The organism is Aeromonas sp. S12(2024), assembly GCF_041402305.1.
Lineage (GTDB): Bacteria > Pseudomonadota > Gammaproteobacteria > Enterobacterales > Aeromonadaceae > Aeromonas > Aeromonas veronii.
The window spans coordinates 1-16,258 of the sequence record NZ_JBGLRB010000012.1 but is presented as its reverse complement, the minus strand read 5'-3'; the positions used below and the strand labels follow the sequence as shown (position 1 = coordinate 16,258).

The 16,258-nt window shown below is 57.8% G+C and carries 14 protein-coding genes, 6 tRNA genes and 1 rRNA gene; 13 read left to right on the top strand and 8 right to left on the bottom strand.

The features are described from left to right. Window positions 1-10: 10 nt before the first annotated feature. Window positions 11-883, bottom strand: a complete 873-nt coding sequence (dapA, locus tag ACB035_RS12615; protein WP_371167392.1) for a 4-hydroxy-tetrahydrodipicolinate synthase — start codon at window positions 881-883, stop codon at window positions 11-13. A 280-nt stretch (window positions 884-1,163) separates the two neighbouring features. On the opposite strand from dapA, the gene rsmC reads away from it, so the two are divergent. From rsmC to ACB035_RS12570, 9 genes are all read left to right on the top strand, one after another. Continuing rightward, a complete protein-coding gene (rsmC, locus tag ACB035_RS12610; RefSeq protein ID WP_371167391.1) occupies window positions 1,164-2,192 on the top strand; it encodes a 16S rRNA (guanine(1207)-N(2))-methyltransferase RsmC in 1,029 nt (342 codons plus the stop codon). Window positions 2,193-2,343: 151 nt separating this feature from the next. Then, a complete protein-coding gene (gene glgC / locus ACB035_RS12605) occupies window positions 2,344-3,561 on the top strand; it encodes a glucose-1-phosphate adenylyltransferase (protein ID WP_005340236.1) in 1,218 nt (405 codons plus the stop codon). Continuing rightward, window positions 3,551-5,011 (top strand): glycogen synthase GlgA, encoded by a 1,461-nt coding sequence (gene glgA, locus ACB035_RS12600; RefSeq protein WP_371167390.1) that lies wholly within the window; start codon window positions 3,551-3,553, stop codon window positions 5,009-5,011. The genes glgC and glgA overlap by 11 nt, the downstream gene beginning before the upstream one ends. A 128-nt stretch (window positions 5,012-5,139) precedes the next feature. Continuing rightward, a tRNA-Leu gene (locus ACB035_RS12595) sits at window positions 5,140-5,225 on the top strand. A gap of 53 nt (window positions 5,226-5,278) precedes the next feature. Beyond that, a tRNA-Leu gene (locus ACB035_RS12590) sits at window positions 5,279-5,364 on the top strand. Between the two features lie 44 nt (window positions 5,365-5,408). Further along, window positions 5,409-5,494: transfer RNA gene (locus ACB035_RS12585), tRNA-Leu, on the top strand. 46 nt (window positions 5,495-5,540) lie between these two features. After that, a tRNA-Leu gene (locus ACB035_RS12580) sits at window positions 5,541-5,626 on the top strand. A gap of 72 nt (window positions 5,627-5,698) precedes the next feature. Further along, window positions 5,699-5,784 (top strand) — tRNA-Leu (locus tag ACB035_RS12575). Window positions 5,785-5,893: 109 nt separating this feature from the next. Next, window positions 5,894-6,166 carry a late competence development ComFB family protein gene (locus ACB035_RS12570; RefSeq protein WP_005343036.1) on the top strand — a complete coding sequence of 91 codons (273 nt, stop codon included), beginning with the start codon at window positions 5,894-5,896 and terminating at the stop codon, window positions 6,164-6,166. On the opposite strand, the gene ACB035_RS12565 is transcribed toward ACB035_RS12570, so the two are convergent. Next, a complete protein-coding gene (locus tag ACB035_RS12565) occupies window positions 6,161-6,370 on the bottom strand; it encodes a hypothetical protein (RefSeq protein WP_005340228.1) in 210 nt (69 codons plus the stop codon). The genes ACB035_RS12570 and ACB035_RS12565 overlap by 6 nt on opposite strands. A gap of 301 nt (window positions 6,371-6,671) precedes the next feature. Between ACB035_RS12565 and nhaC the strand changes: the two genes are divergently transcribed. Then, the gene (gene nhaC / locus ACB035_RS12560) at window positions 6,672-8,081 is read left to right on the top strand and encodes a Na+/H+ antiporter NhaC (RefSeq protein WP_236297999.1); all 1,410 of its coding nucleotides are present in this window, start codon (window positions 6,672-6,674) and stop codon (window positions 8,079-8,081) included. 138 nt (window positions 8,082-8,219) lie between these two features. Here nhaC and erpA read toward each other — a convergent pair whose 3' ends face one another. The 3 genes from erpA to clcA all read right to left on the bottom strand — a co-directional run bounded on the left by erpA (window position 8,220) and on the right by clcA (window position 10,833). Next, window positions 8,220-8,570 (bottom strand): iron-sulfur cluster insertion protein ErpA, encoded by a 351-nt coding sequence (erpA, locus tag ACB035_RS12555; protein WP_005340225.1) that lies wholly within the window; start codon window positions 8,568-8,570, stop codon window positions 8,220-8,222. 87 nt (window positions 8,571-8,657) lie between these two features. After that, window positions 8,658-9,353 (bottom strand): DUF6776 family protein, encoded by a 696-nt coding sequence (locus tag ACB035_RS12550; RefSeq protein ID WP_005343032.1) that lies wholly within the window; start codon window positions 9,351-9,353, stop codon window positions 8,658-8,660. 91 nt (window positions 9,354-9,444) lie between these two features. Then, window positions 9,445-10,833 (bottom strand): H(+)/Cl(-) exchange transporter ClcA, encoded by a 1,389-nt coding sequence (clcA, locus tag ACB035_RS12545; RefSeq protein ID WP_371167389.1) that lies wholly within the window; start codon window positions 10,831-10,833, stop codon window positions 9,445-9,447. A 244-nt stretch (window positions 10,834-11,077) separates the two neighbouring features. Between clcA and hemL the strand changes: the two genes are divergently transcribed. Continuing rightward, complete coding sequence (gene hemL, locus ACB035_RS12540) at window positions 11,078-12,364, top strand: glutamate-1-semialdehyde 2,1-aminomutase (protein WP_058058558.1); 1,287 nt, start codon at window positions 11,078-11,080, stop codon at window positions 12,362-12,364. Window positions 12,365-12,581: 217 nt separating this feature from the next. Next, window positions 12,582-13,397, top strand: a complete 816-nt coding sequence (locus tag ACB035_RS12535) for a hypothetical protein (RefSeq protein WP_371167388.1) — start codon at window positions 12,582-12,584, stop codon at window positions 13,395-13,397. On the opposite strand, the gene ACB035_RS12530 is transcribed toward ACB035_RS12535, so the two are convergent. Both ACB035_RS12530 and ACB035_RS12525 read right to left on the bottom strand, forming a co-directional pair. Continuing rightward, on the bottom strand, window positions 13,312-14,214 hold the full coding sequence (locus ACB035_RS12530; protein ID WP_201937710.1) for a sulfite exporter TauE/SafE family protein: 903 nt from the start codon (window positions 14,212-14,214) through the stop codon (window positions 13,312-13,314). The two genes, ACB035_RS12535 and ACB035_RS12530, sit on opposite strands and share 86 nt — an antisense overlap. Window positions 14,215-14,510: 296 nt before the next feature. Further along, a complete protein-coding gene (locus ACB035_RS12525) occupies window positions 14,511-15,260 on the bottom strand; it encodes a DsbA family protein (RefSeq protein WP_042084194.1) in 750 nt (249 codons plus the stop codon). Window positions 15,261-15,457: 197 nt separating this feature from the next. On the opposite strand from ACB035_RS12525, the gene ACB035_RS12520 reads away from it, so the two are divergent. Then, a tRNA-Ser gene (locus ACB035_RS12520) sits at window positions 15,458-15,545 on the top strand. A 625-nt stretch (window positions 15,546-16,170) separates the two neighbouring features. On the opposite strand, the gene rrf is transcribed toward ACB035_RS12520, so the two are convergent. Then, window positions 16,171-16,258, bottom strand: a 5S ribosomal RNA gene (gene rrf, locus ACB035_RS12515); the annotation flags it as partial.

Below are 16,258 nucleotides of genomic sequence, written 5' to 3'. Positions count from 1 at the left end.
CCGTTTTGCATTACAGCAGGTTGAGCTGCTGCATGGCGCTGCGAATGCGATCGCGAGTCGCTTCTGACAGCGGCATCACCGGCAGACGGCACTCCTCGCTGCAGAAACCGAGCAGAGAGGCGGCATACTTGGCACCGGCCGGGCTCGGCTCGGCAAACATCGCCTGATGGAGCGGAATCAGCTTGTCTTGCAGCTCACGCGCTTCTTGCCACTTGCCAGCCAGCGCCAAATTTTGAACCTCGGCCACTAGCTTGGGCGCCACGTTGGCGGTCACAGAGATACAGCCCTGACCGCCGCCGATGTTGTAAGCAACCGCAGTGGCATCCTCACCGGAGAGCCAGGCGAAGGGCTTTTTGATCAGCTGGCGCTCGGTCCAGGGGCGGGCCAGATCGCCGGTGGCATCTTTTACCCCGGCAATGCGCGGCAGTTCAGCCAGACGGGCTAGGGTCGCTGGTTGCACGTCAACGATGGCGCGCGGCGGAATGTTGTAGACGATGATCGGCTTGGCGGTGGCATCGTGTACCGCCTTGAAGTGGTGGTAGAGCCCCTCCTGATTGGGGCGGTTGTAGTAACCGGCCACATGCAGAGTAGCATCAGCCCCCACACGCTCGGCATGGAGGGTGTACTCGATGGCTTCGACCGGATTGTTGGAACCGGCCCCGGCAATCACCGGAATGCGACCAGCGACCTGTTTGACCACCAGCTCCACCACCCGACAGTGCTCGTCGTGGGTCAGGGTCGGGCTCTCACCCGTGGTACCCACCGGCACAATGCCGTGAGTACCCTGTTCAATATGCCACTCCACCAGACGCAACAGCGCCTCTTCATCCAGCTTTCCCTGTCGAAACGGGGTGATCAACGCAACGATTGAACCTTGAAACATGGGATCTCCTTCTCCTAAATGACGCGCATATGGCAATAAAAAACCCCGGTACGATGTGCGCAACCGGGGTTTGAAGCTTCTCAGGGATGAGAGGTTACGCGCGAACGTCGGCAGGCCCGAATTTCAGGCTTTTTTTGTGCTTTCGTTTCAACCCGTTGAACCGCATTTCGTCATCTCTGGTCAAAAAATGGTGTCTGGGCATATTTCGGGAACACGGCATAAATGTCAAGGCGAAAGGGGCTATGTATAATGGCCGCCCAAAATTGCGTGGAGAGACCCGATGAGCAGCCCAATCAGTGCCGTCAGCCAGATGCTGGAACGAAACCAAGCCCTCTTTGTCGGCAAGCGGCTACTTGTCTGCGGCGCGCTGGAGGATGACTACCCCCGCCAGCTGGCGAGCCTGGCCCGGACCCTGACCGTCTTTACCACCGATTACTGCTACTACCGCAGCCAGCAGGCCGCCCTCGGCGAGGCTATCCTGTTCGACCACCAGCTCGGTGGAGCCCCGCGCTTCGATGCCCTGTTGCTGCTGATGCCCAAGGCCAAGGCCGAGGCACAATATCTGCTGGCCATGATGACCCCCTTGCTGGAAGCGGGTGCCGACCTGTTCCTCGCCGGTGAAAACCGCGGCGGCATCAATAGCGCCGACAAGCTGCTGGCCCCCTATGGCGAAAAGCCGATCAAGCGCGATTCAGCGCGCCGCTGCTCCCTCTATCACGGTGAGCTGAGCAAGCCGGTTGAACCTTTCAATCTGGATAGCTGGTTTGGCCGCTATCAGTGCAAGGCGGGTGATACCGAGCTGACCGTGCTGGCGCTGCCCGGCGTCTTCAGTGCCGCCGAGCTGGATCTCGGCACCCAGATGCTGCTGGCCGCCATGCCGCCGATGACGGGCGAATTGCTCGATTTCGGTTGTGGCGCCGGGGTGATTGGGTCTGTGCTGGCCAAGCGCAATCCGGATCTGCGGGTCAACATGGTGGATATCAGCGCACTGGCACTCGAATCGAGCCGCCGCACCCTGGCGATCAACGGTCTGCAGGGCAAGGTCACCGCTTCCGATGTCTATTCGGATGTCTCCACTCGTTTCCAGCACATCGTCTCCAACCCGCCATTCCATGCGGGTCTCAAAACCTTCTATGCGGCAACCGAGCAGTTCCTGGCCAAGGCGCCGGCATTTTTGCTGCCAAATGGTTCGCTGACCATTGTTGCCAACGCCTTCTTGCGCTACCAGCCTATACTGGAGACACACTTCAAACGGACTGAAGTGATCAGCAGTGATGCCAAATTCAAGGTCTATCTGAGCAAAATGTAAATAAGTGTAAGCAGCACAATAAAACAGCTAGAGAGCGCCATCCGGCATCTGATAAGGTATTAAGCGCACGATAAAAACCACCCCTTTAGGGGTGTTTTTATACCGAACATTGAAAACCTTTTCATGTTGTTAATTCAGGGAGAGAAATACGATGGCAGGCATATTGACCATGATCCTGGCTGGTGGCGAAGGTACTCGCCTGCAGCCTCTGACCACTACCCGCAGCAAGCCTTCCGTCCCCTTTGGTGGCAGCTACCGGCTGATCGACTTTGTCCTCAACAACTTCGTCAACGCCGACTTTCTGCGCATCTATGTACTGACCCAATTCAAATCACAGTCCCTCTACCTGCACATGAAGAAGGGGTGGAATATCGTCGGCATCACCGACCGCTTTATCGATCCCATCCCGGCCCAGATGCGGATGGGCAAACGCTGGTATGACGGCACCGCCGATGCCATCTACCAGAACCTCGGCTTTATCGAGCGGGCCGAACCGGATCATGTCTGCATCTTCGGCTCCGACCACATCTACAAGATGGATGTGAGCCAGATGGTCACCTTCCACAAGCAGAAGAACGCCGCCATGACGGTCGCAGCCCTGCGCATGCCCATCGAAGAGGCGAGCGCCTTCGGGGTGATCGAGGTCGATACCGAAGGGCGGATGATCGGCTTTCAGGAAAAGCCGAAGCAGCCCAAGCACATTCCCGGCGATCCGACCCAGGCGCTGGTCTCCATGGGCAACTACATCTTCGAGACCGATGCCCTCTGCCGCGAGTTGAAGCGGGATGCCGCCGAGGAGAACTCCAGCCACGACTTTGGCAAGGATGTGATCCCGAGCCTCTACCCACGTGCCCCCGTCTATGTCTATGACTACAGCACCAACGTCATCCCCGGCGAGAAACCGCACGTCTACTGGCGGGATGTGGGCACCCTCGACTCTTATTGGCAAGCGCACATGGACCTGGTGGCCGACAATCCCCCCTTCTCCCTCTATAACCGCAAGTGGCCCCTGCACACCCACTATCCGGCGCTGCCACCTGCTACCTTCATCGACAGCGACGAGTGCAAGGTGAAGATCGCCAACTCCCTGATCTCCGCCGGTTGCTTCATTCAGGGCAGCCAGATCCAGCGATCCATCCTCGGTTTCCGCTGCAATATCGGCGCGTGCAGCCATATCAGTGAGTCCGTGCTGCTGGGGGATGTGAAGATTGGTGAAGGGTGCTCCATCCGGCGCGCGATTATAGATAAAAATGTTGAAATTGCGCCCGGCACCGTTATCGGTGAAAATCTGGACCACGATAGAGAGCGATTTACCGTATCCGAAGGCGGTATCGTGGTGGTACCTAAGGGAGCAAGAGTTGGCTATTAACCCACTGAAAATCCTGTTTGTTGCCTCGGAAGTTGAGGGGCTGGTCAAGACCGGGGGCCTGGCCGATGTCGCCAGAGCCCTGCCGATGTACCTGGCCCAGAAGGGACATGATGTCAGGATCATGTTGCCCTTCTACAAGACGATAAAGCGACGGGATGAGGCCAGACTGGTGGCGTCACGCTGGTTGCCAACCCACCCCGGGCTGCCGGATATCGGTTATCGCATCTACCAGATGGAGCTGGATGGCGTCTGCGTCTATCTGCTCGACTGCCCGCAATATTTCGATCGTCCCCAGCTCTACGCCGAGAACAATCAGGCCTATCCGGATAATGGCGAGCGCTTTGCCTTCTTCTCGGCCGCGGCCCTCCATGCCTGCGAGCAGCTCGGCTTTGCCCCGGATATCGCCCACTGCAATGACTGGCACACCGGCCTGCTGCCACTGCTGCTGAAAACCCGTCACGCCCACAACCCCTTCTTCCAGCAGACCCGCAGCGTGATCAGCATTCACAACGCGGCGTTTCAGGGGGTGTTTGGCCGCGAGCAGTTCTGGGCCATGCCCGAGATCGCCGACTACGAACGCCGCATCAACTACGACTACGGCCACGTTAATCTGCTCAAATGCGGGGTGCTCTACGCCGACAAGATCAACGCGGTCAGTCCCAACTATGCCCAGGAGCTGCTGACTCACCTCGGCGCCCACGGCATGGCGCATATCTTCCAGCAACGGGCGGCGGATCTCTGCGGCATCCTCAACGGCTGCGACTACAAGGACTGGGATCCGGAGTTCGACGAATTCCTGCCTGCGATCTACAGCATCGACAACATGGCTGGCAAACAGATCTGCAAAGAGAGCCTGCAGCAGGAAGCGGGGCTGGCCATAGCGGACTTGCCCATCTACGGCATGGTTTGCCGCCTGACCGAGCAAAAGGGCGTTCCCCTGCTGCTCCCTGCGCTGGAGAAATTCCTCCACCATCAGGTACAAGTGGTGATCGTCGGCTCGGGCGATCCTGCGCTCGCCACGCAACTGCAAACCATGGCCCGGGATTATCCGGGCAAGCTCGCCTTCATCAACACCTATGACGATCGACTGGCTCATCTGGTCGAAGCCGGTGCCGACTTCTTCCTGATGCCCTCTCTGTTCGAGCCTTGCGGCCTCAACCAGATGTACAGTCTCGCCTATGGCACCCTGCCACTGGTGCGCGCCGTGGGTGGTCTGAAAGATACCGTGGTGGATTGGGATGCAGATCCCGAGCATGCCACCGGCTTCTGTTTTAACGATCCGACTGCCGCCATCCTGCTCGATACCATGCGCCGCAGCCTGCTCTATTTCCTGCAGGACAAAGAGCGTTTTGCCAAGGTGCAGCGCAATGCCATGAGTACCCGCTTCAACTGGCCTGACTCGGTCACCCAGTATGAACGGATGTATCAGAACGCATTGGGCCGTTACTGAATGCCAGACGTCAGCTAATTGCTGAAGTTTTGTACCCTTGGCGCAACTTTGGGCGTCAACAGCGAAAAAAGTCCCCTTTGGCTGTTGACGCTCCCCCAAAACTCTATAGAATCCCCCTCCGCAGTGATGCGAAGGTGGCGGAATTGGTAGACGCGCTAGCTTCAGGTGTTAGTGTCCCACGGATGTGAGGGTTCGAGTCCCTCTCTTCGCACCAATACTGCCATGCTGATTCAGCAGCATGTAAATCCAACTAGAAAACCCGAATGTGCGAAGGTGGCGGAATTGGTAGACGCGCTAGCTTCAGGTGTTAGTGCCCCCCGGGTGTGAGGGTTCGAGTCCCTCTCTTCGCACCATGCTTCTCCAGACAGCATGTAAATCAAAACTGGTATCACAATGTGCGAAGGTGGCGGAATTGGTAGACGCGCTAGCTTCAGGTGTTAGTGTCCCACGGATGTGAGGGTTCGAGTCCCTCTCTTCGCACCATGCTTTATCCAGACAGCATGTAAATCCAGACTGGAAACCCGAATGTGCGAAGGTGGCGGAATTGGTAGACGCGCTAGCTTCAGGTGTTAGTGCCCCCCGGGTGTGAGGGTTCGAGTCCCTCTCTTCGCACCATGATTCTGACATGTAAACACAGAGCAATGCGCTCCAACCGCATTTAAAAACCAGCTGGAGAAAAATCAGTGTGCGAAGGTGGCGGAATTGGTAGACGCGCTAGCTTCAGGTGTTAGTGTCCCACGGATGTGAGGGTTCGAGTCCCTCTCTTCGCACCATTAATTACGCAAAAGGCCCATCACAAAAGTGATGGGCCTTTTGTTTTTACTCCTTGTTATGGCTATGCTTTTGACGACTCCCCGCTCATCGTCATGCCAAGGAACGCATATGATACTGGATACCGACATTCACAACTTTTACGAACATCTGGTGCTCAAGGAGATTGAGAAACAGGGGCTGCAGCAAAAGCTCAACAGCGATCAGATGGCCGACCTCTGCTGCCTGACCCTCAACCAGCTCCCCGCCCACTATATTCGCCACAATGTCGACATGATCTACTTCCTGACCGACGCCAAGCGCACCGAAATGGAAAAGCTGGTGGTCGAATCGCTCAAGGTGGCACAGCAGAAGATCAAGCAGGCTCCCGTCAAAAGCTCATAACCAGGGCTGCTGCCAGAGCAGGGTAACGATACCGGTCAACCCGGCCACTGGCAGCAAGATCAAGGCGGGGCGCAATCCGGGCTCCAGCATCACCCAGGCAGCCAACAGAAAACCGGCACTCCAGGTGCCGTACTCTTTATCCTGACCCCATGCGAGTACGGCCACCGCCGCCAGTAACATCATCCCCCGCAATATCCAGCGCATTATTTTCTCCCCACCCATCAATTGATAATAATTATCATATGCATCTATTGGGGATGCAAGTGGCGTCATAGGCAAGCTTCGTATGTGACCCTTTGTGTCAACAGGCCGCTCAAAAACGGGTTATGAGATCAACTAATTTGTGATTTTTTCAATCAAATGTGCATTTTTGCCAATTTGATGGGGCTTTAACCCGCCGGGTTTGTGGTAGATTGCGGCCTCTTTTTGGGTTGCCTCCTCGGGATCGATGTATCCACAGGACGAGAGGGAGTGACCTTGGCGAGCAAGAGTTTAGGAAGTATCTATGCAAAACCAACAAAACCACATCCGACTACCGGGCATGGCACAGGTATTTGCCTGTCTGGCCATTTTCCTGGCCCTGGCATTCTCGTTCACCAGCGTGCTCGATCTGCCGATCCAGCTGGCGTTGTTCATCGCCTGGTTCGTCATCATGGGGCTTGGCATCAAACTCGGCCACGATTACAAATCCCTGGAACAGGCAGCCGTTGACGGCGTTGCCAAGGGAATGGGGGCCATCCTGATCCTGGTCTCCGTCGGTGCCCTGGTCGGCACCTGGATTGCCGGTGGCATAGTCCCCAGCATCATCTACTTCGGCCTCAAGGTGATTCACCCGTCCATCTTCCTGCTGGCAACCTTGATCATCTGCTCCCTGACCTCGCTGGCCACCGGCACCTCCTGGGGCTCTGCCGCCACCGCCGGTATCGCCATGATGGGGATCGGCCACAGTCTCGGCGTGCCTGCGCCGCTGGTAGCCGGTGCCGTGCTCTCCGGCGTCTACTTCGGTGACAAGCTCTCTCCGCTCTCCGACTCAGTAGTGCTGGCTTCGACCATGTCCAACGTCGACGTGGTGGAGCATATCAAGGGGATGCTGCCTATCAGCCTGCTCTCTTATGTCATCACCGCCGTGCTATTCACCGTGGTGGGCATGCAATACTCAGGCAATGTCAGTCTGGAGCAGGTCAATCTGGTGATGGAGGCCCTCGACAACCAGTTCAACATCACCCCGCTGGCCATAGTGCCGGTGGTGCTGGTGCTGGGCCTGTTGGCAAATCGCAAGCCCGCCTTCCCGGTGATCAGCTTCGGCGCCCTGCTGGGCCTGATCTGGGCTATCGCCTTCCAGGGCATGGATCCGGTCAAGGCGATGCACTCGGCTTATAGTCCGTTTGCCATCACCTCCGGCATCGATTTTATCGACAACATTCTCGGTCGCGGTGGCATGGAGTCCATGCTGGGTTCGGTTGCGGTCATCATCTTCGGTCTGGGCTTTGGCGGCCTGCTGGAGAAGGTCGGTATTCTGGAAGTGATCGCCAGCGCCTTCGAGAAGCGCATCAACAGCGTCGGCAGCCTGACCAGCCACACCATCGGTACCGCGTTTCTGGCCAACGTGTTTGGCTCGGCCATGTATGTGTCGCTGATCCTGACCCCCAAGATCATGGCCAAAAACTACGACCGGCTGGGACTGGCGCGCAAGAACCTCTCTCGCAACGCCGAGTTTGGCGGCACTCTCACCTGCGGCATGGTGCCCTGGAGCGACAACGGCATCTTCATGGCCGGGGTGCTGGGGGTGGCAACCCTCGACTACCTGCCCTACATGTGGCTGAGCTTCACCTGCATCATTGTGACCATCATCCTCGCCTACATGGGCAAGGCAGTGAACCGGATCCCGCTGGTCGCGGCGGCAAGCTCCCGCTAAGCCATTCTGCAAACAACAAAGGCGCCATCAAGGCGCCTTTGTTGTTTCAGAGAAATGCTGTTTGATGGAGCACACTGATCACCACAAACAAAAACAGCCCTCGTTGCCGAGAGCCGTTTCATCAGACCGATACGCCGATCAGATGGAGAAGCTGGAGCCACAGCCACAGGTCGTGGTGGCATTAGGGTTGGTCACGGTAAAGCGTGAACCTTCCAGGCCCTCGGTGTAATCCACACTGCCGCCTACCAGATATTGCAGACTCATGGGATCGATCACCATGGTGACGCCATTCTTCTCGACTACGGTGTCCCCGTCGTTGATCTTCTCATCAAAGGTAAAGCCATACTGGAAACCGGAGCAGCCCCCACCCGTGATGTATACCCGCAGCTTCAGCTCGGGATTCTCTTCCTCGGTGATCAGGTTCTTCACCTTGTTGGCCGCCGCATCCGTCATCTGGATGGGCAGCGGGGCTTCTGCTACTGCACTCATTACTGACCTCACAACCATTAGATCCACAAACATGGAAACCGCGAAATTATCCAATACCCGACCATTCAGTTCAAGTATTCACCACGTTTAACCGGCAGCGGGAACCGGAGCTGGCGGTGCGGCAACCAGCGGCTTGATCACCTCACCCCACTCAACCAGCAGCTCTTGCGCCGGTTGCCTGCCGTCCTTGTTGATGGTGACACGGATCCGATCCGGCACAAAGCCTTCCGGCAACTGCCAATTCCCTTCCAGCAGCTGGAAATAACGCAGGGCATAGCGCCACTCGCTCACCTTCATCCCGAGATCGCGGCCGGTCAGCGTCTTCGGCTTGTCAGCCAGGCTCCCCTCTACCCGGATCTGCACCTGACCACGGAACAGCTCCCGCTTCTTGGCGGGCTGGGTCAGGGCGAGACGATAGTGGTAGCGACCGGGAATGCTGGTCTCCTGCAGGGTCAGGTTGTCGATCACCACCCCCACCTGTTCGCCGGTGGGGCGCATGATCCGCTCGAAAAAGGCCAGCTGGCGCTTGAGCTCCTGCACCTGCGCCTCCTGACTCTTCAGGGTGGTCTGCAACTGCTCGAAGGCCGCTTTCTGGGTCGCCAACTGGGTATCTTTCACCCCCAATTCGGTCTTGAGCTGGCCGATGGCCTTGCCCTGACGATCCAGCGTCTCCTGCTGTACCACCAACAGACTGCTCTGGGCCAGCTCCTGACGGTTACCGACAAAGTAACCGATGAGCCCGCCAACGGCTAACACGACCAATAACTTCAATAGATTGGACATAGCCCCTCATCCCGTTATCACGCCATTTACGGCAGCGCCTCTCCCTTCACTATACCGCCCTGACCGAGGCCAAAGGCGATAAAGGGAAAAATTAACTGGCCGTGGCGCTGCCATCACCCCGCTTTTGACGCGCGGCGAGCCGTAAAGTTCGCTCCAGGATCTGGGAATAGATGGGTCGGCCACCCAGCCACTGGGCAACCAGAGTCGCACCGACCGTGGTGATCATCATCGGCAGGATCAGCTGATAGTTGTCGGTCATCTCGGTGACCAGCACGATACCGGTGATGGGGGCGCGCACGGTGGCAGCAAACAGCGCCCCCATTCCGGCGATGGCAAAGGCGCCGGGCTCGATGCCAAGCTCCGGAAACGCCGCATGAAACAGATGGCCAAACACCACGCCAAACAGGGTGCCCAACGCCAGGGTCGGCGCAAACACCCCGCCCGGGGCACCGGAGCAGAAGCAGATGAGGGTCGCGACCAGCCGCACCGAAAAGATGAGGAACAGGGTCGCCATCGCATACTCATCCCCCATCAGATGGGGAATAAGCTCTGTGCCGCCCCCCGTCACCGCGGGAGCAAACAGCGACAGCACGCCAAACGTTCCGGCGACCAGCATGCCGATGGCCACAAAACGGTGGCGCTTGTTCTGGTGCAACGCCAGATAGCCATCCTGACAGGCCAGCACCAACTTGTTGAAGACAAAACCGAGCACCCCGAAGGTGGCCCCCATAAAAAGGAACAGCCAGAGCGCCTTGAGGGCTGGCGCATCGTAGTGGGGCAGAGTGATCACCGCCTCCTGCCCTTTCATGTTCTGCAACATCAAGGTCGCCATGATGGCGGAGATCCCCACCGCCTTGATGGCCAGAAAGGAGTAGCGAAACTGCGGCCGCATCTCCTCCATCACGAACAGGATCCCCGCCAGCGGCGCATTGAAGGCTGCCGCCAGACCGCCCGCCGCACCGGCGGCCAACAGGGCATGGCCATGCTCCTTGGGCAACCGGAAGATATCCGCCACCATCTTGCCGAGGTTGCCGCCGATCTGTACCGAAGGTCCCTCCCGCCCCAGCACCATGCCGGAGCTCAGGGTACAGATGCCGCCGAAGAATTTGACCGGCAACACTCGCCACCACCGCACCGGGCGCAGATCGTCCATCGCCCCCTCGATCTCGGGAATGCCGGAACCACCCGCTTCCGGGGCAAAAGTATGAGTCAGGAAGTAGCCGACAAATCCCAACAAGGCGCTGAAGCCAAAGCCGAGCAGACCGAGCTGCCACCAGGGACGGTCGGCCAGCAAGGCGATGCGTTGTTCTGCCAGCCAGTGGACACCAGATTCGAACAGACCGCACACAAGTCCGGCCAGGGTACCGACCAGCGCCGCCAGCAACAGAACCAGCAAGGGCATCTTGTCTTGCCGGATAATGCGGGAAAGCGGCCCCCGCGAAGAGGTATCGGCTTCAGAGGAGAGAGCTTGTTGCGCCATCTTGTTACACCAACTTGGAAAAACCATATCGTCAGCTAGCTGAGATCAGGATCACCCGGCGCGTTGCTCGGCTGCCCAGGGCTGGGGCTTTCTGCTATAGTCGGCCCGTTAAATTTTTGTCACGGGAGCAGACCGAGAGTCCGGGTGGCGAGAGCGCAAAGCATACTCCTGATGCTCCAGCCTGCCGAGTCTCAATCGGCTGCAATCCCTTGTGTGACGACCAAAATCCCATTAAGGATGATCCATGTCAAAATCAGATCAGCTGTTTGAACAGGCCCGCCAGACCATTCCGGGTGGCGTCAACTCACCGGTCCGCGCCTTCAATGGGGTCGGCGGCACGCCCCGCTTCATCGATCACGCCGATGGCGCCTATCTCTATGATGTGGATGGTCAGGCCTACGTGGATTACATCGGCTCCTGGGGCCCCATGCTGCTGGGTCACAACCACCCCGCCATCAAGGCTGCCGTCATCAAGGCCGTTGAGAAAGGGCTGAGCTACGGTGCGCCGACCGAGATCGAAGTGTTGATGGCCGAGAAAGTGCGCCAGATTGTCCCCTCCATGGAGCAGGTACGGATGGTGAACTCCGGCACCGAAGCCACCATGAGCGCCATTCGTCTGGCCCGCGGCTACACTGGCCGCGACAAGATCGTCAAATTCGAGGGCTGCTACCACGGCCACGCCGACTCCCTGCTGGTCAAGGCCGGCTCCGGCGCCCTGACCCTGGGTCAACCCAACAGCCCGGGCGTTCCGGCCGACTTCGCCAAACACACCCTGACCTGCGTGTTCAACGATCTGGAGTCGGTGCGTGAAGCCTTCACTCAGTACGGCAGCGAGATCGCCTGTATCATCGTCGAGCCGGTCGCAGGCAACATGAACTGCATCCCGCCGGTCCCCGGCTTCCTGGAAGGGCTGCGCGCCATCTGTGACGAGTTCGGTGCCCTGCTGATCCTGGACGAGGTGATGACTGGCTTCCGCGTCTCCCTGCGCGGTGCTCAAGGTCACTACAACATCGACCCGGATCTCACCACCCTCGGCAAGATCATCGGTGCTGGCATGCCTGTTGGCGCCTTCGGCGGCAAGAAGAAGGTGATGCAGCACATAGCACCGACCGGCCCTGTCTATCAGGCGGGTACTCTCTCCGGCAACCCGGTGGCCATGGCAGCCGGTCTGACCATGCTGGATCTGCTGCTGGAGCCGGGTCTCTATGAGCAGCTGAGCGCCAAGACGGCTCGTGTTGCCGAGGGACTGAAAGCGGCCGCAGCCAAGCACGGCATCCCGCTCGCCATCAACTATGTAGGTGGCATGTTCGGCTTCTTCTTCACCGACGAGCCCGAAATCACCCGCTACGAGCAGGTTACTCGCTGCGATATGGAACGCTTCAAGCGCTTCTACCATCTAATGCTGGAAGAGGGTGTCTATCTGGCGCCGAGCGCCTACGAGGCGGGCTTCCTGTCACTGGCTCACGGCGACAAGGAGATCGAACATACCTTGGCTGCCGCCGAGCGCAGCTTCGCCAAGCTGGCTGGCTAAATCGCCGCTGGTTGTCGCAAAGGGCCCGTCATGGGCCCTTTTCTATTACAGAGACTCCATCACCACACAGGGCGGCAATACGCCCATTTCTGGTGCATTACCCCCTCGTCATCCACCGATTTGTCATTCTCTGGTGCAACTTACCCCGCCATCCCTGTCATAAAGCAGGCCCACTATTTGCACATTCACCACAAGAGCCCACGTCACCGAGGTCCATATGGCAGAGATGAGCCCCATCGATGTGCTGCGGCGCTATCAGGAGTATCAGGAAGAGCTGACCCCGCTACTGCAGGGGCTGCTCAGCGCCCCCCTTGCCTCGCTCAAGGGGTATCCCTTTGTCGTCAGCATTGACCACTATCAGGGGCCGATGAGCATCCAGCCTGCGGCACCGGCGGCCTATAACCGACTGCACCTTATCGTGCAGGGGCAAGGACGGGAGATCACCGTCTGTCTGAATCAGCTGATTGGCTGGTTAATGGGAGACAGGGAGCGCCGCCGCGCCATGCCCTGGTTCAAGGCGGTCTATGTGGTGCTCAGCATGGCGCTGTTTTTGATCGTCGCTACCCTGATCTGGCACGGGCTGGAGCAGCTTTACCAGCTATTGTGCGGCGAGCAGCAGAACCAGCTAGGCGCCTTTAGCGCCATCATCTTTCTGACGCTGGCACTGGCAGTGTTCGATCTGGGCAAGACCATTCTGGAAGAGGAGGTACTGCTGCATAAGGATATCTTCCGCCACAGCGCCATTCGCCGCACCATCACCCGCTTTATCGCCGCCATTCTGATCGCGGTCTCCATCGAGGGGCTGTTACTGCTGTTCAAAGGCTCGCTCGGCCAGAACGAGCTGCTCTGGCCAGCGGTCGGAGTGATGGGGTGTGCGGTGGGTTTGCTGCTGGCACTTGGCCTCTATGTCTTTCTGGGAGCCAAGGCCGAAGCGGCACTGGTACAGGCTAGCCTGCGCTCTCCACCGCCAGTTGCACAGGGGAGCGACGCGCCGCCCGCCAGGAGGCGTACATGGTCCAGGAGGTATAGATGACGATAAAGGCAACCAGCCACTTCAGCATCTCCATATCCATGGATTTGACCAGCATGGCGGCCAGCACCACACCGATGGGGCCGAAGATGGCTACCGCCAGCACCGCCTTGGCATCAAACGCCCCTTTGCGGATAAAGGTGCCTGCGGAGAAAACGCTAAGCACGGCGGTGGAGCCCATCATGATGGGAAACGCCGCCAGCGGATTCATCCCCAGCAGATAAACCAGCGTCATGCAGGGAGCAAACAGGCCGATACCGACATTCATCAGCACTCCGAAGATGAAGTTGCCGAGCAGGGCGATCGCCAACTTGTAGCCGCTGAGTCCCATTGCATCGCCGCCTACAGGGAAAAGACCCAGCAGACCGGCAAAGATAAGCCCTGCGACGACCAGCAAGGAGATGGCCATCACCAACCGGATGGTCTGCCGATCAAATGAGGCCACATGGCGAGCGCCCCAGGCCGCGCCAGCTGCGGCGGCCATCATCATGCTGATCAGCGTCAGCGGATCCACCGCGACTGCGCCGACAAAGATCAGCGACTGAGTCACGGTCGGCAGCACACACTGCCCATTGAGGGTACCCGGCAGCACTCGATCATCGATCAGCTTGAACTGCTTGTAGCAGGCGGTCTTTACCGCAAAGCTGCCCACCCCCAGGGTATCGAGGAAGTTGGCAACCCCACCGATCAACGCCACCGGCCAGAAGGGGGTCGCCTCAAAGGAGCCACTTTGCTTCTTCCGCCAGCAGGCTTGCACCAGCATGAAAATAAATACGAGGCCTCCGGCTATAAAAACCAGCCGTAAAATATCAACTAACATAGGGGTTTCTCCTGCAACGGGCGGCGATTCTAAGGCAAGCAGCAGAAAAAATCTTGACCGGAATTAAGCAATGCTCACGACACGCATCTGCAAGGTGAAATATTTATCAATAGACTCCGAACGACTCTGCTAATACTTGTTACTGAGGCCAACAGGCCGGGTCCTGAGCACGTTGTTATGGTCCTTTCGCGACGACCACTTGTGCCAAAGGACATAATAAAAAAGAGGGCCGGTAGTGATACCGACCCTCTTTCTATTTCTGACCGAGGCGCTGGGCCCTCGACCATGACAACCGCTTATTGAATGCTCTTACCGGCGCGCACGTCCTTGATAAACCCCTTCAGGCTGGCCAGATCACGCGGGGCACCGCGCAGGATCTGATCACCGATGATGAAGGCCGGGGTACCGGAGATACCTAGCGCTTCAGCCAGCGCACGGTTGGTACCGAGGTTCTGGTCAATGCTGCCATCCTTGATCTTGGCCTCCACCTTGCTCCAGTCCACACCGGCCGCCACAGCCAACTGCTTGACCTGTGCTTCATCAGCGAGCGGGCCCTGATGGGTATAGAGCTTCTCGTGGAACGCCTGGTACTTGTCAGGCTGACCCAGCTGGACCGCCAGCGCAGCACGGGCGGCGAAGTAGGAGGACTCGCTCAGAATGGGGAACTGCTTGTAGATGTAACGGATATCTTTATCTTCCGCCATCAGCTGCTTGACCAGCGGATGGGCCCGTTTGCAGTAACCGCAGTTGTAATCGAAAAACTCCACAATGGTCAGCGACGCCTTCGGATTCCCCATCTCGGGATCCTGATTGGCATAAAGCTGCTTGGAGTGAGCCTTGATCAGCGCCTTGTCACTCTCGGCCTGCTGGCTCTCCTGCTTGGCACGCAGGGCATTGGACATCTCGACCAGGATCTCGGGATTCTTGACCAGATAGTCGCGAACGATTTGCTCGACATCGCTTTTGGTCAGCTCGCTTGCATGTACCGGCGTCGCCAGCAGGGTCACACCAGCCAGCGCGCAAAACAGGGCATTTTTAATAGTCATAACGTTATCTTGCAGAGGATATGATAGAGGCCACTATAGTGGTTGAGTCTGTTTTCAAGTCAAGCTATCTGGCCAAAAAAGCGCTTGATGCGCCCTGATTGCCACTTTTTCATGTCATTTCGCGCAATTAACCAGCAATCAAACCGGACAGGGATTTACAAGCCGGATCAGCATGGTAATATTCGCCGCACTGCTGCGGAGGGGTGGCAGAGCGGCTGAATGCACCGGTCTTGAAAACCGGCGATGGGCGACCATCCGTGGGTTCAAATCCCACCTCCTCCGCCATTCATACCGAGCCCATGCAATCATGTTGCGTGGGCTTTTTGTTTGCCTGCGATTTGTCATTCCTCATAGCTCTCAACACATTAGTCTTCTTCAACATCCTCCTAATCTTCCCGCCTGCGGGCTCAATAATCACCAGAAAATCACCAATCAACCTCAGAAGATCTGAGTTACTGCGCACATCCCAGCCCACTTTCTTATTCCCCAAACCACAACGACAACACGCAGCGACCACAACTCCTGCATGTTGGTACCGCCAATAACCCCTCTTCGGAATAAAGTCAGGGCCGATTAACACAGTCATAGAAAGCAGGGACGATGGGGTTGCGGCTTAAACAGAAGGGGCGGCTAACTCAGGAAGCAGAGATCCCAAGCAAGATATCATGACGTATAGGCGATCATGGGATGCACAGGATATGACGACGCCAGAGCCACCGGAAAAAGCGACAGCGGTTCAGCGAAGAAAGAGTACCAAGCGGAACATCAGGCTATTTGTGGAACCAGAAAACAGCGACGAGTAACAATAAGAACAGAGGAGAAGAGATAAGATGGGTCAATTATCAGGCGACTTACTGAATTGCAGGCAATAAAAAACCCCGCTCATCGAGCGGGGTTTCTTGTATTGGGTGCCTGGCAGTGTCCTACTCTCGCATGGCGAATGCCACACTACCATCGGCGCTACCGCGTTTCACTTCTGAGTTCGGCATGGGATCAGG